27 protein-coding genes are annotated in these 24,617 nt (G+C 60.2%); 15 read left to right on the top strand and 12 right to left on the bottom strand.

Annotation, left to right across the window (positions count from 1 at the left end):
* Positions 1-50: 50 nt before the first annotated feature.
* On the bottom strand, positions 51-533 hold the full coding sequence (locus AC1Z24_RS07900; protein WP_483745190.1) for a glutathione peroxidase: 483 nt from the start codon (positions 531-533) through the stop codon (positions 51-53).
* A gap of 114 nt (positions 534-647) precedes the next feature.
* Positions 648-1,043: a peptide-methionine (R)-S-oxide reductase MsrB gene (gene msrB / locus AC1Z24_RS07895; RefSeq protein WP_483745189.1), complete on the bottom strand. Its 396-nt coding sequence runs from the start codon at positions 1,041-1,043 to the stop codon at positions 648-650.
* 192 nt (positions 1,044-1,235) lie between these two features.
* Here msrB and AC1Z24_RS07890 point away from each other — a divergent pair, with 192 nt between their 5' ends.
* On the top strand, positions 1,236-2,447 hold the full coding sequence (locus AC1Z24_RS07890) for a pyridoxal phosphate-dependent aminotransferase (protein ID WP_259099449.1): 1,212 nt from the start codon (positions 1,236-1,238) through the stop codon (positions 2,445-2,447).
* Positions 2,448-2,684: 237 nt separating this feature from the next.
* Positions 2,685-3,572 carry a protease HtpX gene (gene htpX, locus AC1Z24_RS07885; RefSeq protein ID WP_413303459.1) on the top strand — a complete coding sequence of 296 codons (888 nt, stop codon included), beginning with the start codon at positions 2,685-2,687 and terminating at the stop codon, positions 3,570-3,572.
* A gap of 101 nt (positions 3,573-3,673) precedes the next feature.
* Here the strand turns inward: htpX and AC1Z24_RS07880 are convergent, their stop codons facing one another.
* Positions 3,674-4,339, bottom strand: coding sequence for a thiopurine S-methyltransferase (locus AC1Z24_RS07880; RefSeq protein ID WP_483745188.1), 666 nt, complete (start codon positions 4,337-4,339; stop codon positions 3,674-3,676).
* Between the two features lie 103 nt (positions 4,340-4,442).
* Here AC1Z24_RS07880 and AC1Z24_RS07875 point away from each other — a divergent pair, with 103 nt between their 5' ends.
* On the top strand, positions 4,443-5,210 hold the full coding sequence (locus AC1Z24_RS07875) for a DODA-type extradiol aromatic ring-opening family dioxygenase (protein ID WP_483745187.1): 768 nt from the start codon (positions 4,443-4,445) through the stop codon (positions 5,208-5,210).
* An 89-nt stretch (positions 5,211-5,299) separates the two neighbouring features.
* Here AC1Z24_RS07875 and AC1Z24_RS07870 read toward each other — a convergent pair whose 3' ends face one another.
* A complete protein-coding gene (locus AC1Z24_RS07870) occupies positions 5,300-6,979 on the bottom strand; it encodes a DEAD/DEAH box helicase (RefSeq protein ID WP_483745186.1) in 1,680 nt (559 codons plus the stop codon).
* Between the two features lie 414 nt (positions 6,980-7,393).
* Between AC1Z24_RS07870 and AC1Z24_RS07865 the strand changes: the two genes are divergently transcribed.
* Positions 7,394-8,185 (top strand): crotonase/enoyl-CoA hydratase family protein, encoded by a 792-nt coding sequence (locus tag AC1Z24_RS07865; RefSeq protein ID WP_483745185.1) that lies wholly within the window; start codon positions 7,394-7,396, stop codon positions 8,183-8,185.
* On the opposite strand, the gene AC1Z24_RS07860 is transcribed toward AC1Z24_RS07865, so the two are convergent.
* Entirely contained in the window at positions 8,182-8,937 is a 756-nt protein-coding gene (locus AC1Z24_RS07860; RefSeq protein WP_483745184.1) for a spermidine synthase, read from the bottom strand. The genes AC1Z24_RS07865 and AC1Z24_RS07860 overlap by 4 nt on opposite strands.
* Before the next feature lie 236 nt (positions 8,938-9,173).
* Here AC1Z24_RS07860 and AC1Z24_RS07855 point away from each other — a divergent pair, with 236 nt between their 5' ends.
* Positions 9,174-10,520 carry a class II 3-deoxy-7-phosphoheptulonate synthase gene (locus AC1Z24_RS07855; RefSeq protein WP_483745183.1) on the top strand — a complete coding sequence of 449 codons (1,347 nt, stop codon included), beginning with the start codon at positions 9,174-9,176 and terminating at the stop codon, positions 10,518-10,520.
* Between the two features lie 71 nt (positions 10,521-10,591).
* On the opposite strand, the gene AC1Z24_RS07850 is transcribed toward AC1Z24_RS07855, so the two are convergent.
* Both AC1Z24_RS07850 and AC1Z24_RS07845 read right to left on the bottom strand, forming a co-directional pair.
* Positions 10,592-11,797: a winged helix-turn-helix domain-containing protein gene (locus tag AC1Z24_RS07850; protein WP_483745182.1), complete on the bottom strand. Its 1,206-nt coding sequence runs from the start codon at positions 11,795-11,797 to the stop codon at positions 10,592-10,594.
* 48 nt (positions 11,798-11,845) lie between these two features.
* Positions 11,846-12,079, bottom strand: a complete 234-nt coding sequence (locus AC1Z24_RS07845) for a DUF1127 domain-containing protein (protein ID WP_483746563.1) — start codon at positions 12,077-12,079, stop codon at positions 11,846-11,848.
* A 97-nt stretch (positions 12,080-12,176) separates the two neighbouring features.
* Between AC1Z24_RS07845 and AC1Z24_RS07840 the strand changes: the two genes are divergently transcribed.
* A complete protein-coding gene (locus AC1Z24_RS07840; RefSeq protein WP_259099433.1) occupies positions 12,177-13,031 on the top strand; it encodes a LysR substrate-binding domain-containing protein in 855 nt (284 codons plus the stop codon).
* Between the two features lie 4 nt (positions 13,032-13,035).
* Here the strand turns inward: AC1Z24_RS07840 and AC1Z24_RS07835 are convergent, their stop codons facing one another.
* Positions 13,036-13,782 (bottom strand): sulfite exporter TauE/SafE family protein, encoded by a 747-nt coding sequence (locus AC1Z24_RS07835; protein WP_483745181.1) that lies wholly within the window; start codon positions 13,780-13,782, stop codon positions 13,036-13,038.
* Positions 13,783-13,995: 213 nt separating this feature from the next.
* Between AC1Z24_RS07835 and AC1Z24_RS07830 the strand changes: the two genes are divergently transcribed.
* From AC1Z24_RS07830 to AC1Z24_RS07820, 3 genes are all read left to right on the top strand, one after another.
* A complete protein-coding gene (locus AC1Z24_RS07830) occupies positions 13,996-14,469 on the top strand; it encodes a MarR family winged helix-turn-helix transcriptional regulator (protein WP_483745180.1) in 474 nt (157 codons plus the stop codon).
* Positions 14,470-14,842: 373 nt separating this feature from the next.
* The gene (locus tag AC1Z24_RS07825; RefSeq protein WP_259099428.1) at positions 14,843-15,262 is read left to right on the top strand and encodes an organic hydroperoxide resistance protein; all 420 of its coding nucleotides are present in this window, start codon (positions 14,843-14,845) and stop codon (positions 15,260-15,262) included.
* A 24-nt stretch (positions 15,263-15,286) separates the two neighbouring features.
* Positions 15,287-16,306: an alpha/beta hydrolase gene (locus AC1Z24_RS07820; protein WP_483745179.1), complete on the top strand. Its 1,020-nt coding sequence runs from the start codon at positions 15,287-15,289 to the stop codon at positions 16,304-16,306.
* A gap of 263 nt (positions 16,307-16,569) precedes the next feature.
* On the opposite strand, the gene efp is transcribed toward AC1Z24_RS07820, so the two are convergent.
* Positions 16,570-17,139, bottom strand: coding sequence for an elongation factor P (gene efp, locus AC1Z24_RS07815; protein WP_413303498.1), 570 nt, complete (start codon positions 17,137-17,139; stop codon positions 16,570-16,572).
* 88 nt (positions 17,140-17,227) lie between these two features.
* Positions 17,228-18,361: an elongation factor P maturation arginine rhamnosyltransferase EarP gene (earP, locus tag AC1Z24_RS07810; protein WP_483745178.1), complete on the bottom strand. Its 1,134-nt coding sequence runs from the start codon at positions 18,359-18,361 to the stop codon at positions 17,228-17,230.
* 108 nt (positions 18,362-18,469) lie between these two features.
* On the opposite strand from earP, the gene AC1Z24_RS07805 reads away from it, so the two are divergent.
* The 6 genes from AC1Z24_RS07805 to AC1Z24_RS07780 all read left to right on the top strand — a co-directional run bounded on the left by AC1Z24_RS07805 (position 18,470) and on the right by AC1Z24_RS07780 (position 22,362).
* Complete coding sequence (locus AC1Z24_RS07805) at positions 18,470-18,862, top strand: hypothetical protein (protein ID WP_483745177.1); 393 nt, start codon at positions 18,470-18,472, stop codon at positions 18,860-18,862.
* A gap of 3 nt (positions 18,863-18,865) precedes the next feature.
* Positions 18,866-19,348 (top strand): GreA/GreB family elongation factor, encoded by a 483-nt coding sequence (locus tag AC1Z24_RS07800; protein WP_483745176.1) that lies wholly within the window; start codon positions 18,866-18,868, stop codon positions 19,346-19,348.
* A 125-nt stretch (positions 19,349-19,473) separates the two neighbouring features.
* The gene (locus AC1Z24_RS07795; RefSeq protein WP_259099418.1) at positions 19,474-19,677 is read left to right on the top strand and encodes a hypothetical protein; all 204 of its coding nucleotides are present in this window, start codon (positions 19,474-19,476) and stop codon (positions 19,675-19,677) included.
* A 160-nt stretch (positions 19,678-19,837) separates the two neighbouring features.
* Positions 19,838-20,389 carry a DUF1003 domain-containing protein gene (locus AC1Z24_RS07790; RefSeq protein ID WP_483745175.1) on the top strand — a complete coding sequence of 184 codons (552 nt, stop codon included), beginning with the start codon at positions 19,838-19,840 and terminating at the stop codon, positions 20,387-20,389.
* Positions 20,390-20,664: 275 nt separating this feature from the next.
* Complete coding sequence (locus AC1Z24_RS07785) at positions 20,665-21,204, top strand: PaaI family thioesterase (RefSeq protein ID WP_483745174.1); 540 nt, start codon at positions 20,665-20,667, stop codon at positions 21,202-21,204.
* A 27-nt stretch (positions 21,205-21,231) separates the two neighbouring features.
* Positions 21,232-22,362, top strand: a complete 1,131-nt coding sequence (locus tag AC1Z24_RS07780) for a thiolase family protein (protein ID WP_483745173.1) — start codon at positions 21,232-21,234, stop codon at positions 22,360-22,362.
* A 109-nt stretch (positions 22,363-22,471) separates the two neighbouring features.
* Here AC1Z24_RS07780 and AC1Z24_RS07775 read toward each other — a convergent pair whose 3' ends face one another.
* The gene (locus tag AC1Z24_RS07775) at positions 22,472-23,794 is read right to left on the bottom strand and encodes an ATP-binding protein (RefSeq protein WP_483745172.1); all 1,323 of its coding nucleotides are present in this window, start codon (positions 23,792-23,794) and stop codon (positions 22,472-22,474) included.
* Positions 23,791-24,489 (bottom strand): response regulator, encoded by a 699-nt coding sequence (locus AC1Z24_RS07770; protein ID WP_259099410.1) that lies wholly within the window; start codon positions 24,487-24,489, stop codon positions 23,791-23,793. Before AC1Z24_RS07770 ends, AC1Z24_RS07775 begins: the two co-directional genes overlap by 4 nt.
* Between the last annotated feature and the right edge of the window lie 128 nt (positions 24,490-24,617).

The following is a 24,617-nucleotide window of genomic DNA, read 5'->3' as shown; positions in this document are numbered from 1 at the left end:
TATCAGGCGTCCGAAATATCGCTTTCCCGGCTAAAGCCGGTCCCACCCAATCAGAGCAACGCCTCAATCTCTTTGCTCAGATCTTCCGGCTTGGTCAGCGGCGCAAAACGCTTGACCAGCTTGCCATCCTTGCCGATGAGGAACTTGGTGAAGTTCCACTTGATGCGTTCAGAGCCCAGCACGCCGGGTGCGCGCTTTTTCAGCTGGACGAACAGTGGGTGGGCGTCACTGCCATTGACGTCGATCTTCTTGAACAGCGGAAAGCTGACACCGAAATTCAGTTCGCAGAACTCGGAAATCGCCCCTTCGTTGCCCGGTTCCTGCTTGCCGAACTGATTGCAGGGGAAGCCCAGCACCACCAGGCCCTTGTCCTTGTAGTCCTGCCACAGTTGCTCCAGACCCTTGTATTGCGGGGTGAAGCCGCACTTGCTGGCGGTATTGACCACCAACACGGCCTTGCCAGCGTAATCCGCCAGGGTCTTTTGCTCACCCTTGATGGTGGTGCAGGGAATGCTCAGCAGGTTGTCAGTCATGGCGGCGCCTCGCGCATACAGAGATATAGCGGGTGAAGTTAGCGCGCAATTTAATCGCGCGCACTCCAATTCTTGAAACTGATGCAGGCCGATAAGCGCCGACGCAGGCATGACTCAGGCTCGCGGCACCAGATCCAGACACACCGAGTTGATGCAGTAACGCAGGCCGGTCGGCGGCGGGCCATCAGGGAATACGTGACCCAGGTGGGCGTCGCATTTGGCGCAGACCACTTCGGTGCGGATCATACCGTGGCTGATATCGCGCACCTCAACCACCGCGCTGCCTTCCAGCGGCGCATAGAAACTCGGCCAGCCGCAGCCGGAATCGAACTTGGTGGAGGAATCGAACAGCGCCTCATTGCAGCACACACAATGATAGACGCCGTCGGTCTTGGTGCTGTTGTACTTGCCGGAGAACGGGCGTTCGGTGGCTTTGAGGCGACAGACGTTGTACTGCTCGGGATCGAGCATGGCGCGCCATTCTTCCAGGGTCTTGTCCAGCTTTTCCACAGGTACACCTCCGAATCCGAAAAAGCCCGATCTGTATCTTCTCCACAGATCAGGTGGCACGTATGATTGCGCCTCGTTCGACGCCAGTCTGTCACCCACATTTGCGGTACACAAACCCATTTTCAAGGCGTCAAGTTCGACGAGCTGCATTTTGTGTCAAGCGCGGCCCGTCCATTTTCAGGATCAATCACCATGCAGGTCAGCAAATCGAACAAGCTCGCCAACGTCTGCTATGACATTCGCGGGCCAGTGCTCAAGCACGCCAAACGCCTGGAAGAGGAAGGCCATCGCATCCTCAAGCTGAATATCGGCAACCCGGCGCCCTTTGGTTTCGAAGCGCCGGAAGAAATCCTGCAGGACGTGATCCGCAACCTGCCGACCGCCCAGGGCTACAGCGACTCCAAGGGTCTGTTCAGCGCGCGCAAGGCAGTGATGCAGTACTACCAGCAGAAGCAGGTCGAAGGCGTCGGCGTTGAAGACATCTACCTGGGCAACGGCGTTTCCGAACTGATCGTGATGTCCATGCAGGCCCTGCTCAACAACGGTGACGAAGTCCTGATCCCGGCCCCCGACTACCCATTGTGGACCGCTGCGGTCGCGCTGGCCGGCGGTAATCCGGTGCACTACCTGTGCGACGAACAGGCCAACTGGTGGCCGGATCTGGCCGATATCAAGGCCAAGATCACGCCGAACACCAAGGCCATGGTCATCATCAACCCGAACAACCCGACCGGCGCCGTCTACTCCAAAGAAGTGCTGCTGGGCATGCTCGAACTGGCTCGCCAGCACAATCTGGTGGTGTTCTCTGACGAGATCTACGACAAGATCCTCTATGACGAAGCCATCCACATCAGCACTGCGTCCCTGGCGCCGGACCTGCTCTGTCTGACCTTCAATGGCCTGTCCAAGTCCTATCGGGTCGCCGGTTTCCGCTCCGGCTGGCTGGCGATTTCCGGGCCCAAGCACAACGCCCAGAGCTATATCGAAGGCCTGGATATCCTGGCCAACATGCGTTTGTGCGCCAACGTACCGAGCCAGCATGCCATCCAGACCGCCCTGGGCGGCTACCAGAGCATCAATGACCTTGTCCTGCCACCTGGGCGCCTGCTGGAACAGCGCAATCGCACCTGGGAGCTGCTCAACGACATCCCTGGTGTCAGTTGCGTCAAGCCCATGGGCGCGCTGTATGCCTTCCCGAAAATCGATCCGAAGGTCTGTCCGATCTTCAACGATGAGAAATTCGCCCTCGACCTGCTGCTCTCGGAAAAGCTGCTGATCGTGCAAGGCACGGCGTTCAACTGGCCATGGCCGGATCACTTCCGCGTGGTGACCCTGCCGCGAGTGGATGATCTGGAACAGGCCATCGGTCGTATCGGCAACTTCCTCAAGTCGTACCGCCAGTAAAATCGCGACCTCCCCTGCCGCTTCCTGCGGCAGGGGACAGCCCGACACCGAATGAAAAACCTTTCATGTTCCGGTGCCCGACGGCTTCAGGCCTGGACACGTTGATGCATAACGACTTCTGAAGAATCCTGCGCATACGACACAGTTTGAAATAGTCCCTCTATTGAATAGCCGGGGGCATCACCTTATATACCCCCCATCGCGTTACATATCCGTCACCAGGAGAATTTCCCAACCATGATGCGCATCTTGCTGTTTTTGGCCACTAACCTGGCGGTCGTGCTGATTGCCAGCATCACCTTGAGCCTGTTCGGCTTCAACGGGTTCATGGCAAAAAACGGGGTCGATCTGAACCTCAATCAGCTGCTGGTTTTCTGCGCCGTCTTTGGTTTCGCAGGCTCGCTGTTCTCGCTGTTCATCTCCAAGTGGATGGCGAAGATGAGCACCGGCACCCAGATCATCACCCAACCGCGCACCCGCCACGAACAATGGCTGTTGCAGACCGTTGAACAACTGTCCCGTGAAGCCGGGATCAAGATGCCTGAAGTCGGTATCTTCCCGGCCTACGAGGCCAATGCCTTCGCCACCGGCTGGAACAAGAACGACGCACTGGTCGCAGTCAGCCAGGGTCTGCTGGAGCGTTTCTCACCCGATGAAGTGAAAGCGGTGCTGGCCCACGAGATCGGCCACGTCGCCAACGGCGACATGGTGACCCTGGCGCTGGTACAGGGCGTGGTCAACACCTTCGTGATGTTCTTTGCCCGCATCATCGGCAACTTCGTCGACAAGGTGATCTTCAAGAACGAAAACGGCCAGGGCATGGCGTACTACATCGCGACCATCTTCGCCGAACTGGTTCTGGGTGTGCTGGCCAGCACCATCGTCATGTGGTTCTCGCGCAAACGCGAATACCGCGCCGACGAAGCCGGTGCCCGCCTGGCCGGCACCAACGCCATGATCGGCGCCCTGCAACGCCTGCGTTCGGAACAGGGCGTGCCGGTACAGATGCCCGACAGCCTGACCGCCTTCGGCATCAATGGCGGCCTCAAGCACGGTCTGGCCGGCCTGTTCATGAGCCATCCGCCGCTGGAAGAGCGAATCGAGGCGCTGCGTCGTCGCGGTTGAGGCTTCAGCCAAAAGAAAGGGCGACTACGGTCGCCCTTTTTTGTCGGTCAGATCTTATGGCCTGGAATGATAGGTGGGAGCCGGCTTGCTGGTTCCTACAATTACACGCGACCAGCTCGAATAACTCGATAAACCTGCTCGTCCAGCCGACTCGCCCCACGCTGCACGAACTTAGCGTTTTCCTGCAATACATCCCGGGAATCGACCAACTCGACCTGCCAGTCCTCGTCCAACAACCGCATTACCTCGGCGTGATCAACGGCAAATGGCGGGCCGTCGATTTCTTCCTGCACATAATCCAGGGTCACCAATAGCCCACGGCAATCGGCCCCCAGCAACCGGGCAAGCTGCCGGGCATAACGCCTGCGCATCTCCTCAGGCAGGGCAATCAGCGCCGCCCGATCATACAGCCCCGTGCAGACGCCGATATCTGCCACCGTCAGACCGAAGAAGTCGCCACACCAGATTTCGCAACGGTCATCACGGTAGATCTTGAACTCGCCACGCGTGTCGATCACAGGCGGTACACCGCGCTCGATGAAATAGGCTTCAGCCGCCGCCTCGGCCAGTTCGACACCGACCACATACAGCCCCTGCTCGCTGAGCCAGGTCATATCGACGCTTTTGCCACAGAGTGGCACCAACACCCGAGCGCCAGGTGCCATTTCCAGAATCGGCCAGAACTGTTGCAGATAAGGATTGACCTCGGCCTGATGAAAGCCGATCTGACCCGTCGCCCAGCGTGAATGCCAAAACTCCGGCTGCATGAAACCTCCCGATAATTCGATAAATAGGCACTAAAACTTATATTAGATTTAGATCAATGATCTGCCTGAAGATGGGCCCATGTTATCTCTCAGGATACCCCTCATGTTTCCCAGCCTGTTTATTTCCCATGGTTCACCCATGCTTGCCCTGGAACCTGGCGCAAGCGGCCCGGCCTTGGCACGTATTGCTGCCGAAATGCCGCGTCCACGGGCTATTGTGATTGTCTCGGCACACTGGGAAAGCCAGGAGCTGCTGGTCAATTCCAACCCGCGCCCCGAAACCTGGCATGACTTCGGCGGCTTCCCACCGGAACTCTTTGCCGTGCAATACCCGGCTCCCGGCCTGCCGGAGCTGTCCAGCGAAGTCGTCGAGCTGCTGACCAAGGCAGGCCTGCCCGCACGCCTGACCAGCCAACGACCTTTTGATCATGGCGTCTGGGTGCCGTTGTCGCTGATGTATCCACAGGCCGACATTCCGGTCGTTCAGGTATCTCTGCCGAGCCGTCAGGGCCCGGCCCTGCAAAGCCTGGTCGGCAAGGCCCTGGCCAGCCTGCGCGAGGAAGGTGTACTGCTGATCGGTTCCGGCAGCATCACCCACAACCTGCGCGAGCTGGACTGGCAGGCTGGCCCGGAAAGCATTGAGCCCTGGGCAGGAGAGTTTCGTGACTGGTTCGTCGAGAAGCTCGGCGCCGACGACGAAACCAGCCTGCACGACTACCGCCGCCGCGCGCCCAATGCCGTGCGCAACCACCCGAGCGACGAGCATTTGCTGCCGCTGTACTTTGCCCGCGGTGCCGGGGGCGAGTTCAGCATTGCCCACCAGGGTTTCACCATGGGTGCGCTGGGGATGGATATCTATCGATTTGGTTGAAACAAACGATGATCCAACGTAAATCTGCAGGCAAAAAAATCCCCGAACCAGTCGGGGATTTTTTTTCAGACCATCAGCTCAAGCGCTGATCAGTCTTCGCGATAACGACGCAGTTTCAGCTGCTTACCGGCAACGCGGGTGTCCTTGAGCTTGGTCAGCAGACGCTCAAGGCCATCTTCCGGCAGCTCGACCAGGCTGAAGCTGTCACGGACCTGGATACGGCCGATTGCTTCGCGGGCCAGACCGCCTTCGTTGAGGATTGCACCCAGCAGGTTCTTGGCAGCGATACCGTCACGCGCGCCCAGCGCGGTACGGCAGCGAGCACGGCCTTCAGCCAGTGGCATCGGGGCGCGACGTTCGCGGTCAGCGCTGCTGCGCTCAGGACGATCACCGGAGCGCTCGCCAGTACGTTCACGCGGAGCGCTGTTCGGCACCAGTGGACGTTCTTTCTCGATGGCCGCCAGGGTCAGGGCCTGACCGTTGGTAGCCTTGCGCAGCAGGGCAGCGGCCAGGGCACGTGGGGTGCAGCCGATGTCAGCGGTCAGACGATCCAGCAGATCACCATGAGTGGCTTCAGCATCAGCAACCAGCGGCGCAAGGCTGTTGGTCAGTTTCTTGATGCGGGCATCGAGAACGGCCTGGGCATCGGGCAGACGTACTTCGGCAACTTTCTGGCCGGTTACGCGCTCGATCACTTGCAGCATGCGACGCTCACGCGGCGTTACCAGCAGCAGGGCGCGACCTTCGCGACCGGCACGACCGGTACGGCCGATACGGTGAACGTAGGACTCTGGATCGTAAGGCATGTCCACGTTGAATACGTGGGTGATACGCGGAACGTCGAGACCGCGAGCGGCAACGTCGGTAGCAACCACGATGTCCAGGCGACCGTCCTTGAGGGAGTCGATCACGCGCTCACGCTGGTTCTGGGCGATGTCGCCGTTCAGCGCAGCAGCTTTATAGCCACGGGCTTCCAGAGCGCTTGCCAGGTCCAGGGTCGCTTGCTTGGTGCGAACGAACATGATCAGGGCGTCGAAATCTTCGACTTCCAGCAGGCTCAGTACAGCCGAGGTCTTCTGGTCAGCGTGAACCAACAGGTGAGCCTGTTCGATCGCGGTTACGGTCTGAGTCTTGGTCTGGATCTTGACGTGCTTCGGGTCACGCAGGTGGCGTTCGGCGATGGCACGGATCGACTGCGGCAGAGTGGCCGAGAACAGAACGGTCTGGCGGGTTTCCGGCATGGCCTTGAAAATGACCTCCAGGTCGTCCATGAAGCCCAGCTTGAGCATTTCGTCGGCTTCGTCCAGAACCAGGTGGTTCACGGTGGCCAGGACTTTTTCGTCACGGCGCAGGTGATCGCACAGGCGGCCCGGGGTAGCGACGACGATTTGCGCGCCGTTGCGGATTGCTTTGAGTTGCGGGCCCATCGGCGCGCCGCCGTAGACAGCCACAACAGTAACGCCCGGCATTTGCTTGGCGTAAGTTTCGAAAGCGGTGGCCACTTGCAGGGCCAGCTCGCGGGTCGGCGCCAGGATCAGGGCCTGAGGCTCGCGCTTGCTCGGGTCGATACGATGCAGGATAGGCAGGGCGAAGGCGGCGGTTTTACCGGTACCTGTCTGCGCCTGGCCGATCATGTCGTGGCCGGCAAGAATAATAGGGATCGATTGCTGCTGAATCGCCGACGGCTCTTCATAGCCGGTCGCAACGACGGCGGCAACAATGTTCGGGTGAAGTTCGAGAGCGGCGAAGCCGCCGAGTTCCTGGGTCATGGGTCTGCCTCTAGTGCATCCGCAAAGACCCATGCTACAAAGCTGCGCGTGCCGTGTAAGACCCTTGGGTCACCCTGGCTGCTTTGTCGGCGGGGATTTGCGAAAACGTTTTGATGAATGGATCGCCAAGGATAGTTCGCGTAGCGAACGAGCAGCCGAAGATGGCTTCGGGAAATGCATACCTGGACGAGGGCCTGTTAAGACCGGCGCGCACTATACCGGAATTGCGCAGAAAAGTGAGCCTTTTTTTAAAGTTTCATGAATGGCAGCGGCAGGTGTAACAGGCTTTGCGCAAATCCATGTCAGTGTCTATTTTGCAAGAGGCCCGGTAGCACTGGTGATGCAGCTTAAACGTTTCATCTTTTCAGTCAGGCGTTGCACTCCCGTCCTACATCAGCGCACAGGGATTCCGACATGACCTCCTCCGTAAAAGGCCGCGTCAGCCGTGAACGGCATGATCACATCATGCTTATCGGGCTGGACCGCGTGGCCAAGCGCAATGCCTTCGATCTTGAGCTGTTGAACCAACTTAGCCTGGCCTATGGCGAGTACGAACGGGATGACCAGGCCCGGGTCGCGGTGATTTTCGCCCATGGCGAGCATTTCACCGCAGGCCTGGACCTGGGCGAAGCCGGACCGGCCCTGAGTCATGGCTGGAAAGTCCCCGAGGGCGGCTACGACCCCTGGGGCACCGGCGCCGGGCCCAGGGTGAGCAAACCGGTGATAGTCGCCGCTCAGGGTTATTGTCTGACTCTGGGTATCGAGCTGATGCTGGCCTCGGATATCAACCTGTGCAGCAGCAATAGCCGCTTTGCTCAGTTGGAAGTCCAGCGGGGGATCTTCGCCTTTGGCGGCGCGACGCTGCGCCTGCATCAGATCGCCGGCTGGGGCAATGCCATGCGCTGGCTGCTGACGGGGGATGAATTCGATGCCCACGAAGCCTGCCGCATGGGCCTGGTGCAGGAGGTCCTGGCCAGCGAGGACCTCCTGCCCTACGCCCTGCAACTGGCTGCACGCATCGCCGAACAGGCACCGCTGGCGATTCGCGCGACCATTGAGTCTTCGCGTCAGGCGGTGCTGGAAGGCGAAGCCAGTGCAGCGCAACAACTGCCGCGCCTGATCAATCAACTGATGAGCACAGAGGACGCCCGTGAAGGTTTACTGGCCATGCAGGAACGCAGGCCAGCGATCTTCAGCGGGCGTTAAGTAGCCGGGCGAATCTGCTTGATCAGCGGCAGCAGCGAATAGCCCAGGCGCGGGGCCAGGGTTTCGGCGCGTTCGGTCAGGGCGGCGAAGTCCAGATCCTGCTCCAGGTCGGCGGGCACGATCAGGATGACGTTACCCTCCTTCACCGGCAGTTCCCAGTAGTGGCGGTGATACAGACCGCGCAGAAGCGCCGCGCCCAGAGGCTTGCCATCGTCGGCGGCCCACTGGTTGATCACCAGCCAGCCGCCAGGGTTCAGGCGCTTCTGACAGCTTTCCAGGAAATTCCAGGCCAGGTGACCGACGCCAGGGCCGACATCGGTATAAAGGTCGACGAAGATCAGGTCGGCCGATTCCGCCGTCGGCAACAGCTCAAGGGCGTCGCCGATACGGATGTACAGGCGCGGATCGTCGTCCAGGCCCATGTATTCGATGGCCAGGCGCGGCACGTCGGGACGCAACTCGATGGCTTCGACGTCCTCCAGGGGCAGGAACTTGAGGCAGGCCTGGGTCAGGGTCCCGGCGCCGAGGCCAAGGAATAATGCGCTGTCCGGCAGCTCATGGCACAGCGCGCCGATCAGCATGGCCCGGGTGTAGTCGTACTCCAGCCAGCTGGGATCGGCGGTAAAAGTGCAGCTTTGCTCGATGGCATCGCCGAATTCGAGGAACCGGTAATCGTCCACTTCCAGTACGCGAATCATGCCGAAAGCGTCATGCACCTCGGCCAGGATCCGCTCTACACGTTCCTCGGTCATTGCCTGTTTATTCCCTTCACTGAATTGATTGTGTGGGACCGGCTTTAGCCGGGAAAAACGTTCAGTCGCCCGGCATGCAGCGGCTGTAACGGCCCTTTCCCGGCTAAAGCCGGTCCCACAGGCTTGCTCGCAAGCCAATAATCCGGCAAGCCTGCACTGTTCTGAGCGCCTGCGCCAGTCAGGCCGTGAACTGCTAACATGCCGGTCCGATTCCGCCGATCTTCGAGTTCAGCACAATGAGCCAACCCTGGAGCCCCGACAGCTGGCGGGCCCTGCCTATCCAGCAGCAGCCGCAATACCCCGACGCCGCCCATGTCCTGCAGGTCGAGCAGACCCTGGCCAGCTATCCGCCCCTGGTGTTCGCCGGTGAAGCCCGGGAGTTGCGTCGGCAGTTCGCCGAGGTCACCCAGGGCCGCGCCTTCCTGTTGCAGGGCGGCGACTGCGCCGAGAGTTCCGTCGAGTTTTCTGCGGCGAAGATTCGCGACACCTTCAAAGTGCTGCTGCAAATGGCCATTGTCATGACTTTTGCCGCCGGTTGCCCGGTGGTCAAGGTCGGGCGCATGGCGGGGCAGTTCGCCAAGCCGCGCTCGGCCAATGATGAAACCATCGAAGGCGTGACCCTGCCCGCCTACCGTGGCGATATCGTCAACGGCATCGGTTTCGACGCCAAGAGCCGCGTACCGGACCCGGATCGCCTGTTGCAGGCCTACCACCAGTCCACCGCGACCCTGAACCTGCTGCGCGCCTTCGCCCAGGGCGGTTTTGCCGACCTGCATCAGGTACACCAATGGAACCTGGACTTCATCGCCAACTCGGCCCTGGCTGACAAATACAGCCAGTTGGCCAATCGTATCGATGAAACCCTGGCCTTCATGCGCGCCTGCGGCCTGGACACCTCGCCGCAACTGCGCGAGACCAGCTTCTTCACCGCCCACGAAGCCTTGCTGCTGAACTACGAAGAAGCCTTCGTGCGCCGCGACAGCCTGACCAACGATTTCTACGATTGCTCGGCACACATGCTGTGGATCGGCGACCGCACTCGTCAACTGGACGGCGCCCATGTCGAGTTCCTGCGCGGGGTGAACAACCCGATCGGGGTCAAGGTCGGCCCGAGCATGAACACCGACGACCTGATCCGCCTGATCGATATCCTCAACCCTAGCAACGACCCCGGACGCCTCAACCTGATCGCGCGCATGGGTGCGAACAAGGTCGGCGACCACCTGCCGCAACTGATCCGCGCCGTCGAACGTGAAGGCCGCAAGGTGCTGTGGAGTTCCGACCCGATGCACGGCAATACGATCAAGGCCAGCAGCGGCTACAAGACCCGGGATTTCGCGCAGATCCTCGGTGAAGTGAAGCAGTTCTTCCAGGTACACCAGGCGGAAGGCACTTATGCCGGCGGTATCCATATCGAGATGACCGGGCAGAACGTCACCGAATGCATCGGCGGCGCCCGACCGATCACCGAAGATGGCCTTTCGGATCGTTATCACACCCACTGCGACCCTCGGATGAATGCTGATCAGTCGCTGGAACTGGCGTTCTTGATTGCAGAGACACTGAAACAAGTGAGGCGGTAGGGGCAGATGCGAGCTGCGAGCTGCGAGCTAAAGGGACCTTGGCTCGAGGCTCATAGATCGTAGCTCAAAACCTACAAATGCCCCAACAAGCGCACCCCGCTGGCGCGCATGCAATTGACCTGTACCTCGGCCAGCCCCAGCCAATTCGCCAGTTCTCGCAACTGGCTGGCCAGGGCCTGCATCCCCTCCTCGTCCAATCCGCTTTCTTCCTCATGCACCGCGTGCACGGCCAGGCGTCCGGCCGCCCGTTCGGCGCGCAGGTCGATCCTGGCGGCGATACGTTCGTTGTGCAGGAATGGCAGCACGTAATAGCCGTAAACCCGCTTGTGCTGGGGCGTGTAGATTTCCAGGCGATAGCGGAAATCAAACAGCCGCTCGGTACGCGTCCGTTCCCAGATCAGCGAGTCAAAAGGTGAAAGCAAGGCGCTGGCCGCCACTTTGCGCGGCACCGTGAATTGCGGCAGACAGAACGCCGGTTGCCGCCAGCCTTCGACGCTGACCACCTGCAGGGCGCCCATCTCTACCAGTTCGGCCAAGGCGATGCGGCTGGGCAGCGGGTCCTGGCGGAAGTAGTCGCGCAGGTCCTTTTCCGTGCCGACGCCCAAGGCCGTGGCGGCATGCAGCAGCAAGCCCCGTTGCGCTTCGGCTTCGGCCACCTCGGGAAGGTCCATGATCAAGGCAGGCAACACGCGTTCAGGCAAGTCGTACAGCCGTTCAAAGCCCCGGCGCCCGGCCACGGTGACTTCACCGGCGGCGAACAACCATTCCAGTGCGTGCTTTTCCGCGCTCCAGTCCCACCAGGGTCCGGCGCGTTCCTGTCGCGTGCTCAAGCTGCCCGCGCCCAAGGCGCCCTGCTCACGTACTGATTGCAGAACCCGGGCAATCACCGGCTGCTGCTCGCGACCGAACCGCGCCATCTGCTGATAGATGCCCTCGCCCTGAGCGGCCCGACGCATGCGCCAACGCAACAGTGGATAGAGCGCCATGGGCAGCAACGAAGCCTCGTGGCCCCAGTATTCGAACAGCGCACGCTGACGGCCCTGGCTCCAGGCGGCTTGGTCGAGCAGGTCCTGCGGATAATTACCCAGACGGGAAAACAGCGGCAGGTAATGGGAGCGGACCAGGGCATTGACCGAGTCGATCTGCACCACGCCCAGGCGTTCGATCAATTGCGTGACGTGGCGGGCCTTGATCGGCCCTGCTGCGGCCTTGCGATTGAAGCCCTGGGCAGCCAAAGCCAATCGTCGGGCCTGTTTAAGGGAGATGGATTCAGGCATCGGGTACTCCTGTTCAGTCCTTCAAACTACCCGATGCCTGCCACGCTGTCAGCGCTTCATGGGGTCATCCCAGAACGGCCGCTCGCTCTCGCTCTGAATATCGGCCCGGCTCAAACCGAGGTCTTTCAGCGCGCAATCATCCAGGCCCGCCAGTAGCTGGCGCTGGCGATGCAACTCGTACCAGCGCCGCGCATGGCCTGCTATCGACTTTATGAGTCGTTCAACCGAAAACTCCCGAGGGAGCGTTTTGACCACCAATACGTAACCTTTTTGACCTTTCATCATCTTGCCCTCCAAGTGGGGATGACTAAAGTCTCGTCCTCGGCGTAGGATTCATCCAACGAATGTTTCTTATGCAACCCATTTGAGGGATTGATGAGTGGCGCTTTATCCAAGTATCGACAGCGAACTGCTGCGCACTTTCGTCGCCATTGCCGAAAATGGCGGCTTCACCCGCGCAGGCGAAGTGGTCAACCGCACCCAGTCGGCGGTGAGCATGCAGATGAAGCGGCTCGAGGAAGACGTCCTGCAACGCCCGCTGTTCCAGCGTGACGGGCGCAACGTCAACCTCACGGCCGAAGGCCAGGTGCTGCTGGGTTATGCCCGGCGCATCCTTAAGCTGCACAGTGAGGTGTTCAACACCCTGCGCGACCCGCATATGGTGGGTTCGGTGAAGATCGGCTCGCCGGACGATTACGTGATGCGCTTTTTGCCCGGCATCCTTTCCCAGTTTGCCCGGGCCTACCCGTTGATCCAGGTGGAAGTGCATTGCGAGACGTCATCGCAACTGCTGCTGCGCAAGGACCTGGACCTGACCATTGTCACCCGCCGGCCCGGCACCGAGATCGGCCAGATCCTGCGTCAGGAACGTTTTGTCTGGGCCGAGGCCGCAGGCTTCTATCCCCACGAACAGACGCCCATGCCCCTGGCCATGTTCAATACCGATTGTTTCTGCCGGGAATGGGCGTGCAACGCACTGGATACGGTGCAACGCGAGTACCGCGTGGCCTACACCAGCGCCAGCCTGTCGGCGATCATGGCCGTGGTCAGCGCTGGCCTTGCGGTCACCGCACAACTGGAGAGCCTGATCACCCCGGACCTGCGCATCCTCGGCGAAGTCGAAAACCTGCCGCAGCTGCCCCAGGCCAGCATCGTGCTGCTGCGTAATCCACAGAATCCTTCGCCGATCACCGATTGCCTGGCGGATTACATCGCCGAGGGTTTCAAACTCTGAGCCTTTAAACCCTGAAGACCAGCATGATCGCGCAGACCACCAAAAACATACAGAACGACGCCCGAAGGGTACGTTCTGGCAGGGTATGAGCCAACTTGACGCCCCAGCTGATACTGGCCAGGCCACCCAATGCCAGGGGAATGCCCAAAGCCCAGTTGACGTGACCGTGCAGGGCGTAGGTGGTCAAGGTGATCGTCGTGCTGGGCGCCGCCAGGGCCAGGGCCAGCCCTTGGGCCGCCACTTGGGTTGAGCCGAAAATGCCGGTGAGGATAGGCGTGGCAATCACCCCGCCGCCGACACCGAACATCCCCGCCGTCACCCCGGAACCCACGCCCAGCAGCCACAGCCAGTTGCCATGGCGCAGTTGTGGTCCGGCATCGCCTTTGCGCCAGTACATCTGCACCAGATTGAACACTGTCAGCACCAGCAGGAAAGTAATAAAGCCGATGCGCATGCTCTGGGCATTCACACCCACCGCCCACAGTGAAGTCAGCCAGGACACGATAAAACTCGGCACGATCAGCATCATCGCGTTGCGCAGGGAGATGGGGTTGCGTTGGTGATAGCGCCACAGCGCCAGCAAGACATTGGGCAGCACCATCAACAGCGCGGTGCCTTGGGCCAGTTGCTGATCAAGGCCGAACAACACACCCAGCGCCGGAATCGCCACCAGCCCGCCGCCAATACCGAACAATCCACCCAAGGTGCCCATTGCAGCACCCAACAAAAAATCCAGAAAAATCTCGATCACGCCACATCCCCACTCCGACTGTGCAGCGCATGCTACGCAGTCTCGGCGAGCGAGCAAATGCGCAGCGCAACTCAATCGCTCAACGAATCGTGAAGGGGGGATTCATCAACCGTGAACGTTGCCATCTGCACCGCTCGTAGAATTTATCTGGCGCATTAAAGATAGCGGCACTAAATTAAGCCGTAATGAATGTTGACCAAGAGGTCCACTTAAATGAATACCGATGACGGCGGCCCCGCCGCCCCGCTGGAAAAATGTGATGCCCTGATGCTCGATAATCAGCTGTGCTTCGCCCTTTACTCCACTTCGCTGATGATGACCAAGGTCTACAAGCCGCTGCTCCAGGAGCTGAACCTGACCTACCCGCAATACCTGGCCATGCTGGTGTTGTGGGAAGAGCAGGGTCTGACTGTAGGCGATGTCAGCGCACGCCTGCTGACCGATCCGGGCTCCCTGACGCCCTTGCTCAAGCGCCTGGAAGCCGAAGGCCTGATCAGCCGCACCCGTAGCAAGGAAGACGAGCGCGTGGTGTTGCTCAATCTTACCGAGCAAGGCCGTGCCCTGCATGAAAAAGCCAAGCGCATCCCCCACTGCATCCTCGGTGCCAGCGGCCTGACCATCGAACGCCTGCAAGAGATCCAGGGCGAGCTGATTGGCTTGCGCAGCAATTTGCAGGAATCGCTCTGAGTCATCCCACCCTTTTCGGCTGGATGAGACCCTGTAGGAGCTGCCGAAGGCTGCGATAGCGATGTATCAGGTCGATCCATTCGCAGCCTTGGCAGCTCCTACAGAAATATCGTCTCAGTTCAGCTAGTTGATGTGGCATCTCACCTTCTTGACGCCACCTCGACGAACGGTCATACCCTCTCTGACGCCCTTGTAAACCAAGGCTTTCGCCCTCGCTGACACCACCTCCTTTCCCCCTTCAAAAGCGTCTGGCAAAACTTTTTTGAAAAACTATATTGCGCGCAAACTATTTGCGCGCTACATTTACTTCACACCAGTTAGCGCACAAACATTTAGCGCAACATACAAACCACACATACTGCGAGGTAACGCCATGAACACTCTCTATACCGCTGTTGCAACCGCTACCGGTGGCCGTGATGGCCGCGCTGTTTCCAGCGACAAGATCCTCGACGTCAAACTGGCTACCCCGAAAGAACTGGGCGGCGCCGGTGGCGAAGCAACCAACCCTGAACAACTGTTCGCCGCCGGCTACTCGGCCTGCTTCATCGGCGCACTGAAATTCGTTGCCGGTCAAAGCAAACGCAGCATCCCGGCTGATGCTTCGATCACTGCCCATGTCGGCATCGGCCAGATCCCTGGCGGTTTCGGTCTGGACATCGATCTGAATATCAACCTGCCAGGTCTGGATCAGGCTGACGCGCAGCAACTGGTCGACGCCGCTCACCAGGTCTGCCCGTACTCCAACGCCACTCGCGGCAACGTTGACGTCCGTCTGCACGTGACTGTCTAAGCTCATCGGCCCAAGGAAACGAACATGAAAACCCTCAGCAAAGTCTTGACCGGCACCCTGCTCGCCCTGTCCATCGGCAACGCTTTCGCCGCGGGCAACCCGGATGTCGAGCACAACACCCAGGCGTTCCTCGATGCTCTGAACTCGGGCACCGGCAAACCGCTTGAGCGGCTCTCGCCCAAGGATGCCCGTGCAGTCCTGACGGGCGCCCAGGCCGGGGTGAAACTGACCCTGCCCAAGGCGGATGTCAGCCAGAAGGTGATCAACGCCGACGGTCAGTCGATCAGCCTGACCATCGTGCGCCCAGCGGGTGTCAAAGGGACCTTGCCGGTTTTCATGTTCTTCCACGGTGGCGGCTGGGTCTTGGGCGACTTCCCGACCCACGAACGCTTGGTGCGTGACCTGGTAGCGGGTTCAGGGGCGGTGGCAGTCTTCGTCAACTACACGCCATCCCCTGAAGCGCACTACCCGACGGCGATCAACCAGGCCTATGCAGCGACCAAATGGGTGGCTGAGCACGGCAAGGAAATCAACGTCGATGGCAAGCGCCTGGCGGTTGCCGGTAACAGTGTCGGCGGCAACATGGCGGCGGTCGTCTCGTTAATGGCCAAAGACAAGGGCACTCCGGCCATCAAGTACCAAGTGCTGTTGTGGCCGGTAACGGATGCCAATTTCGATACCGGTTCGTATAACCAGTTCGCCGAAGGGCACTTCCTGACCCGCAACATGATGAAGTGGTTCTGGGACAACTACACAACGGACGCCAACCAGCGCAACGAGATCTACGCCTCGCCGCTGCGGGCAACCACCGAGCAACTCAAGGGCCTGCCCCCTGCCCTGGTGCAGACCGCTGGTGCCGATGTACTGCGCGACGAGGGTGAAGCCTATGCGCGCAAACTGGATCAGGCTGGCGTGGCGGTCACCGCCGTACGCTATAACGGCATGATCCACGACTATGGTCTGCTCAACGTGGTCAGCCAAGTGCCGGAAGTGCGCTCGGCGATGCTGCAGGCTTCGGAAGAATTGAAGGTACACCTCAAGTAAACCCGACGCCTGAAGCGGAGACGCCACCATGAACTGGTAAATACAGCCGAGTTGAGACTAAAAAGCCCCGCCTGAATCGCTCAGGTGGGGCTTTTTTTATTGCAAATAAATTGGTTGGGAATGAGATTTTGTAGGAGCTGCCGAAGGCTGCGATAGCGGTGTATCAGACAGCCCCATTCGCAGCCTTCGGCAGCTCCTACAGGCACAAAAAAACCCGCACTAATGCGGGTTTCTTGTGTTCCAGCGCTACGAAAAAGCTGTGCTTATTTAGCACGGCCTTTGTAGGAACCGCCTTCACGGGTATCGATCTCGATCATGTCGCCGATTTCGATGAAGTCAGCAACGCTCAGCTCGGTGCCGTTTTTCAGCTTGGCTGGCTTCATGACTTTACCGGAAGTGTCGCCACGAGCAGAACCTTCGGTGTAGTCGACCTGACGCACGATAGTGGTCGGCAGCTCTACGGAAACCAGACGGTCTTCGAAGAACACAGCTTCGCAGACGTCGGTCATGCCTTCTTCAACGAATGGCAGAACGGCTTCGATGTCTTCGGCGTTCAGCTCGTACATGGTGTAGTCGCTGGTGTCCATGAAGGTGTAGCTGTCGCCGCTGATGAACGACAGGGTCGCTTCTTTGCGGTCCAGGATCACGTCTTCCAGCTTGTCGTCGGCCGAGTAGACAGTTTCAGTTTTGTAGCCGGTCAACAGGTTCTTCAGCTTGGTCTTCATGATCGCGCTGTTACGACCGGACTTGGTGAATTCAGCTTTCTGAACCAGCCAAGGGTCGTTATCGATCTTGATCACGGTACCGGGTTTGAGTTCTTTACCAGTTTTCATTGCGAATATCCGAAATAGGATGGATTTACTAACAGGCTCTGTACGAAAAGCGGCTTTTCGTACAGAGCCTTGATAACAAGGCCGCGTATCATAGCGAATTTCGATAAAACTGTACCAGCGCCTCGACAAGATCCCGTTGAGAAGCCTGTTCCAGACACCAGTTTTCTGCGTGTTTGCGCAAGATTGCCTCGTATTCGCTGACGACCAGCCAGTGTTCGCGCAGATCCTTGCCGCCATTCCAGGCCCGCCAGAATCCACTGAGGGCCCTCGCCACCGCTTCGGGCAGGCCTTTGAGATAGAGCTCAAGGAAGGCGTCAAGCTTGGCCCAGTGGGCATCGTCGTCCTGTTCATAGATGTGCCAGAGCAATGGCCGAGCAGCCCATTGCGCGCGAACGAACGAGTCTTCGCCGCGCACCACATTGAAGTCGCAACTCCACAGCAGGCGATCGTAATCTTCCTGTCGGACGAACGGCATGACCTGCACGGTCAGGGCTCCGCGTTTTTCGATGGCGCCCGCTCGTAAGCCTTCGACACCCAGCCAGCGCTGCAGATCGCCGAGGATCCGCCCCTCGGGCACGATCAGATGGGTGGCGCGCGGATCTTTCACCAGTAAATCTAGCCAGGTACCCAGAGCAGGGTTTTCATAGGCGAACAGCGAAATTACCCGCGCTCCAGCGTCAGGCACAACACCCAGCCCCTGCAGGAAATTTCGCTGCATTGCCGCGTCCAGCTGAAATGCCTGACGCTTCTCGACCAATGTACGCTCACGCAGCAGGCCACCGGTCGTCGGAAGAAAACCGGGGAAGAAGAAGACCTTCTTCAACCCATTGGATTGCGGTGATGGCAGCCCATGGCAGCCGGAAACCCAGGCTTCGGCGCTGAGATATTCCAGATTCAGCCACAGCGGCCGCACAGTTCGTTGCAGCATGGCCTCCATATAGGCAGGTGGCAGGCGACAGGCAAAGGCCTCGATCACTACGTCGGCACAGTCCGTCGCGGTCCAGTCCGGCGACCAGCGGCAAACGCTGACACCGTCCTGCCATTGCTGCGCCGCCTCGGCATCAGCCCCCGGACACAAGCGGGCAAACGCCGTCAGGTCGTCGATCCACAGGCGCACGGCCAGATCGTGCTCGGCGACCAATTGCCGGGCCAGGCGCCAGGTCACGCCGACGTCACCGAAGTTGTCGACCACCGAACAAAACACATCCCAAGAAGCTTTCATCCAGGGCTCCTCGTGAAAAATGCCGATTGTCCGTCAGAACAACCCGCAGCCACCAGCCTTATGCTCGTGCGACAATCCGCTTCAACTGCCAACACCAGGAATGCCGCCATGCCGTCCACAAGCCGTCGCGAGCTGAATGTTGCCGTCCCGCCACTGAAACTGATCGGCTGCATCGCCGTCGGTATCTGGCTCGGATTCCTAGCCGTACTGCTGACCTGCGCCCTGCTGTACAAGGCCCTGCCCGCCGCGCAGACCCAAGTCGTGACGAACGCCGTCAGCCAGTTGAGCAAGCCACCGGCACCGCCGCCCGAGACCGCCAACAGCATGTTCGAGAAATACGAGCAGAACCTGCGTGAGAGCGAAGCCCGTCAGGCCCATGAGCAGGCCCAGGCCGAGCAGCAAAAAGGCTTCAACGGCCCCAAGTGCAACTTCTGGTTACAGCAGGATCGCACCGCGCCCAGTGAAAAAAGCCGGGCCAATGTCAGTCAGTTCTGCGGATAGACCATGAGCAAGCAAGCCGTTCATCAGTTGATTATCGAAAAACTCAAAGTCGATCTGGACGTCGCCCAGCGCGCCGCCCAGACCGCCTACGAGACTGCAACCCACGAAGAAAACATCGCCGAAAACAAGTACGACACCCTGGGCCTTGAGGCCTCGTATCTGGCGGCGGGCCAGGCACGACGGGTCGAGGAAATCCGCCAGGCCCTGCTGGCCTGGCAACAACTGGGCCTCAAGCCGTTCGATGAGCAGCGCGGCATCCAGAACGGCGACCTGATCACCCTCGAAGACGACGACGGCCAACCCCGCCGCCTGTTCCTCGGCCCCGACGGCGCCGGGCTGAAAGTCCATCTGAATGAGAGCCTGATCACCGTGATCACTGCCCGTGCGCCCTTGGGGCAAAACCTGCTGGGCAAGTTCGAAGGCGATGTCATCGATATCAACGTCAACGGCGGTCGACAATCCTATGAGGTGACACAGATAGTGTGACCGGCTCTTCATTTGCAGGGTTGCCCGGCTGAAGTTTTTGTGGGTAAGGTGCCGTTGTCGCACGATACAAGAGTGACAGGGACTACAGAGCCAGCATTAGGGACTCACAACCAAGGAGATTTTTCATGACAAACGTCATCACCTTTCCTGACGCTCATGAACGAGATCGCCTCAAGTCGAGTGAGCAAGGGTTGCGGTACCTGAACAAGAAAGAGCGGCAACTGATCGATCAGCTGCGTTTGACCAGCCATGCCGGGCGGCAGTACGTCTACGACTACGCCAGCATCATGCAGGTTTCCAGACCGTTGCACCCCGACCCCATCGATTGATGGCCTGACGGCCACTCTCGATACGCGGTTACATCATCTCTCCCCTGCCGAGCGGGGACACTTGACTGCGTCCTGTGCATGAAGCTTTTGTCAGCCGGTATCAAGGACGCTGCTGCGAGCCTTATAGTGGCCGCTTGTCCTTGAGCCTTTGGTAACCGTCATGAGCGCCGCAACGCCAAATCCCAGCCATTCACCTCGCTCGACCAAGACCGTCGTCGATCATTTGCGTTTCCATAAAGGCCATGCCCACCTGACGCCCACGTTCGGCAATGACGCCTTTGCCCTGAAAGCCGAAGCGTTCGCGCGCTTCTTCGGCACGCCAATGTTTCTAGGCGCGCAGACTTTACTGGTCATACTCTGGGTCGGCGCCAACATGAGCGGGCTGGTCAAGTTTGACCTCTACCCTTTCATCCTGCTGAACCTGGCTTTCAGCCTGCAATCGGCCTACGCCGCCCCGCTGATCCTCCTGGCCCAGACTCGCCAGGCCGCCCGGGACAAGGCCAATGCCGACGCCGATGCCCAGCACCGCGAGGCACTGGCCGTGGCCAACCAAGAGCGCCTGGCCATTGCCGAGCAGAACTCGGCACAGATGCTTCAGTTACTGGAGCAGAACACGCGCCTGACCGAGATGACCAAGTCCCTGACCGAGCGTATCGAGACGCTGACCCTGGATATGCACAAGCATTTCGTCAAAAGAGATGGTTCGTGCTGACGCCTTGCGACTGAAAAGGTATTGCAGAACCAGGTGGGACCGGCTTTAGCCGGGAAAGCGCAGGAGCGGTCAATACATCCCTGTCGGCCGTAATGCCGTCTTCCCGGCTGAAGCCGGTCCCACATTAGTATCCACCCCTCATCCCGCACTCTGGCAGATATGCCATGGGGCATTCATCACTTTTATATTGCGGTCATAATAAAAAAAGATAAATTATGCTCATAATCTGAACGGGCTCCAGCCCTTGCCCTGTAACCCGATAGGAAGACCTGTGCATGCAAACCCTCGACCGGGAAGAAAAGCTCGCCCTATGGCTTGAAGAAGAACGTCTGATGCGCACCCGCCTGGGCAAGCCGGGGACTATCACCCTGGCTGAAGTGGCTCGACTGGACCCCAAGGAATACCTCGACGGTATCGGTCGTGGCGAATACCCATCGCCACCAATCGGTGACTTGCTGGACTTTATTCCCCTGCACTGGACGCCCGGTCTATTCGTTTTCCAGGGCACCCCCGATGCGCGGCATTACAACCCTCTGGGCAGCGTCCATGGCGGCTACGCGGCAACGTTGCTGGATTCGTGCATGGGCTGCGCCATCCACACTCAACTCAAACAGGGCCAGGGCTACACCACTCTGGATCTGCGCATCAGCTATGTCCGCGCGATGGGCGAAAGCACCGGGCCCGTGCGGGCCGAGGGCAAGGTCGTGCACCTGGGCCGCTCCACCGCCCTGGCCGAAGGCCGGTTGTACGACGTCGATGGCCGGCTTTATGCCACCGGCACCACCACCTGCATGATTCTGGATATGAACAGATAACCCCAGACACCACCTTGGAGAACCGCCATGCAATCGATCGTTATCGCTGGTTTCGCCCGCTCACCTTTCCATTTCGCGAAAAAAGGCGGCCTGATCAATCTGCGCCCGGATGACCTGGCGGCCCAGGTGCTGCGCGGGCTGGTGGACAAGCTCGACCTCGACCCGGCCACCCTCGAAGACGTGATCATGGGCTGCGCCTATCCGGAAGCGGAACAGGGCATGAATATCGCCCGCATCGCCAGCTTGCGCGCCGGTTTTCCCAATACCTTGGGCGGCGCGACCATCAATCGCTTCTGCGGCTCGTCCATGAGCTCGGTGCATTACGCCGCCGGGCAGATCCTTCTCGGCGCAGGCGAGGCCTTTCTCTGTGCCGGGGTCGAATCCATGACCCGGGTACCCATGGGCGGATTCAATATCTCGCCCAACCCGACCCTGATGCAGGACATACCCGAGGCCTACATGCCCATGGGCTTTACTGCCGAAGAGGTCGCCAAGCGCTTCGATATCGGTCGCGTCGAGCAGCAAGCCATGGCCGTGCAGTCCCACGCCAAAGCCGCCAGCGCCCGTGACGCCGGACTGTTCGTCGAGGAAATCGTGCCGATCATCACCCCCGATGGCCTAGTCAGCGAAGACGGCTGCATCCGCCCCGGCACCAGCGCTGAAGGCCTCAGTGACTTGAAGCCAGCTTTTGGCGGCACCGTCACTGCGGGCACTGCCTCGCCCCTGACTGATGGCAGCGCAGCGGTACTGGTCTGCACCGAGGACTTTGCCCGCAATCATGGCCTGAATATCCTGGCACGGATCAAGGCCGTCGCCGTGGCCGATTGCCCGCCGGAAATCATGGGCATGGGCCCGGTCTACGCCACGCGCAAAGTCCTGCAACGCGCTGGCCTGAGCATCGACGATATCGACCTGGTGGAACTTAACGAAGCCTTCGCCAGCCAGTCCCTGGCCTGCGTTCAGGAGTTGCAACTGGATATGGCCAGGGTCAACCTCGACGGCGGCGCCATGGCCATGGGTCATCCACTGGGCGCGACGGGCGCACGCATTACCGGCAAGGCGGCATCACTGCTCAAGCGTACAGGCGGGCGTTATGCCATTGCGACCCAGTGCATTGCCGGGGGCCAAGGCATCGCGACCTTGCTTGAGGCCATTTGAACCACAACACACCGGGTAGGAGCCGCCTTGGTGGCGATCGAGTACGAAGCGCTCGCAGTAGCTGCAGAGATTGATCCACCGCTATCGCCAGCAAGCCGGCTCCCACAAATCAGGGCTGTTTGCGCAGCGGCAGGCACAGCGTCACACGCAGGCCGTCAGGCTGGCTGTCGAAGGTCAGCGAGCCATCGCAACGCTGGACAATCGCCTGCACGATCGCCAGGCCAAGGCCGGAGCCGACACCCTGGCCCTGACGCCAGAAACGCCGAGTCAGATGCTGCAAGTGCTGTTCTGGAATGCCGGGGCCATGGTCGCGCACGCAGAAGCAGGCCTGGCCGGAAGCAGTGCTCAAGCTCAGCTCGACAGCAGTCTGTGCCGGGGTGTGGCGCAGGGCGTTTTCCAACAGGTTACGCAGAGCGGCGATCGCCAGTACCGAAGGTATCTCCAGCATCTGCGTCGACAACGGCTGGGCAAGGTGCAGGGCGATGCCCGCTTCATCCTGGCAGGTATCGTGAATTGCCAGGCGCGCGGCGTCTTCAGCAGTGCATTGCACACCGTCGTCAAATGACAGGCTGCCTTCGACCCTGGCCAGCAACAGCAATTGTTCCAGGGTATGGTGCAGACGGTCGGCCCCCTCTTCGGCGTGGGCCAGGGAACGGTCCCGGGCTTCGCCTTCAGTCATGCGTGCCACTTGCAGATGGGTCTTGATCGCAGTCAACGGGCTGCGCAGCTCATGGGCGGCATCGCCGGTCAGCCGCCGCTCCCGCTCCAGGGTCTGGGCGATGCGCTGAAACAGTTGGTTCTGGGTATCCAGCAGCGGCTGCAACTCACTGGGCAGACCCGCGACGTGCAGCGGCTCCACCGAATCGGCACGCCGCCGCTTGAGAGCATCGCGCATGCGGTGCAGCGGCGCCAGCCCCTTGCCGATGCCCAGCCAGAGCAGACCCAGGCTGCCCAACAAGGCGGCTAGTACCGGCAAGGAAGCGGCCAGCAGCACCGAGTTACGCAGTTGATCGCGCTCGGCCTGACGGTCCGCCGTGGTAATGCGCAAGTCGCCAACAACCAGGGTGTAGCTGCGCCAGTGCTCACCGTCGATCAGCCGGTCGGAAAAACCGGCGTCTTCGCCACTGAGGCTCTGCTCGGGAGACGAGTGATTGCGCGCCAGCAACTCGCCACGCAACGAGTTGACCTGACACGCCATGCTGCTGACGATGCCGAGCTTTTCTGCGCTCAAGGGAGTGTCACCCGCCTGGCCGGGCATCGGCAGTTGCGCCAGCATGCCGCCGACCATTCGCGCCGAGGCGGTCAGGCGCTGGTCGAGGGACTCCATCATCTGATCGCGCAAATCGCAGAGCATCCAGATGCCCGCCGTCAGCCAGATAACCACAAACGCCGAACCGAGGGTCAGACTCAGGCGCACCCGCAGACTGGTCATCGCTGGCCCTCGCCGCTGGCGCCGTCATCGTCACCCTGGGCGGCCCCCAGACGATAGCCGAGGCCGCGCACGGTCTCGACAATGTTATTGCCCAACTTGCGCCGCAGATGGTGGATATGCACGTTCAAGGCGTTGCTTTCCACTTCGTCGCCAAAACCGTAGACGCTGTCCTTGAGTTGCTCGCCGGACAGTACCCGGCCGCGATTATGCAGTAAGGCATGCAGTAACGACTGCTCGCGCCGGGACAGGTCCACCACCTGTCCGGCAAGCAGGGTTTCGCGGCTGCTCGGGTCGTAACTGAGGGCGCCATGCTCGATCAGGTTGGTGCTGCGCCCGGCCATGCGCCGGATCAGCGTATGCAGGCGGGCGCTGAGCTCGCGCAGATCAAAGGGCTTGAGCAAATAATCGTCGGCACCAGCCTGCAGGCCGTCGACGCGGTCGGTCACGCTGTCCCGCGCGGTTAGGATCAGCACCGGCAACTCAACGCCCTGCTGACGCAACTGGCGCAGTAGCTTGAGGCCATCTTCGTCGGGCAGACCCAGGTCCAGAACCATCACATCGAAATGCGCCGCCTGCAGGATCGCCCGCGCCGCCGACGCCGTCGCCACGCGGTCGACGGTCAGGCCTTGGGCATTGAGCCCGGCGACAATACCGCTGGCAATCAAGTCATCGTCTTCACAGAGCAATACGTGCATGGCAGAACCCGGAACAAAGAGGCAGAGTGGAACGCAACTGGATTAAGGCGCGATTATGACTCATGGCCCACAGGCACGTGGGTCTGGGATACTGGATGTTAATAAACGGTTAATCCCCTTGTCTCACC

The sequence above is a fragment of the Pseudomonas sp. JL23 genome, from assembly GCF_056933585.1.
The sequence above is the reverse complement of the archived record's forward strand: the minus strand, read 5'-3'. Positions and strand labels throughout refer to the sequence as shown.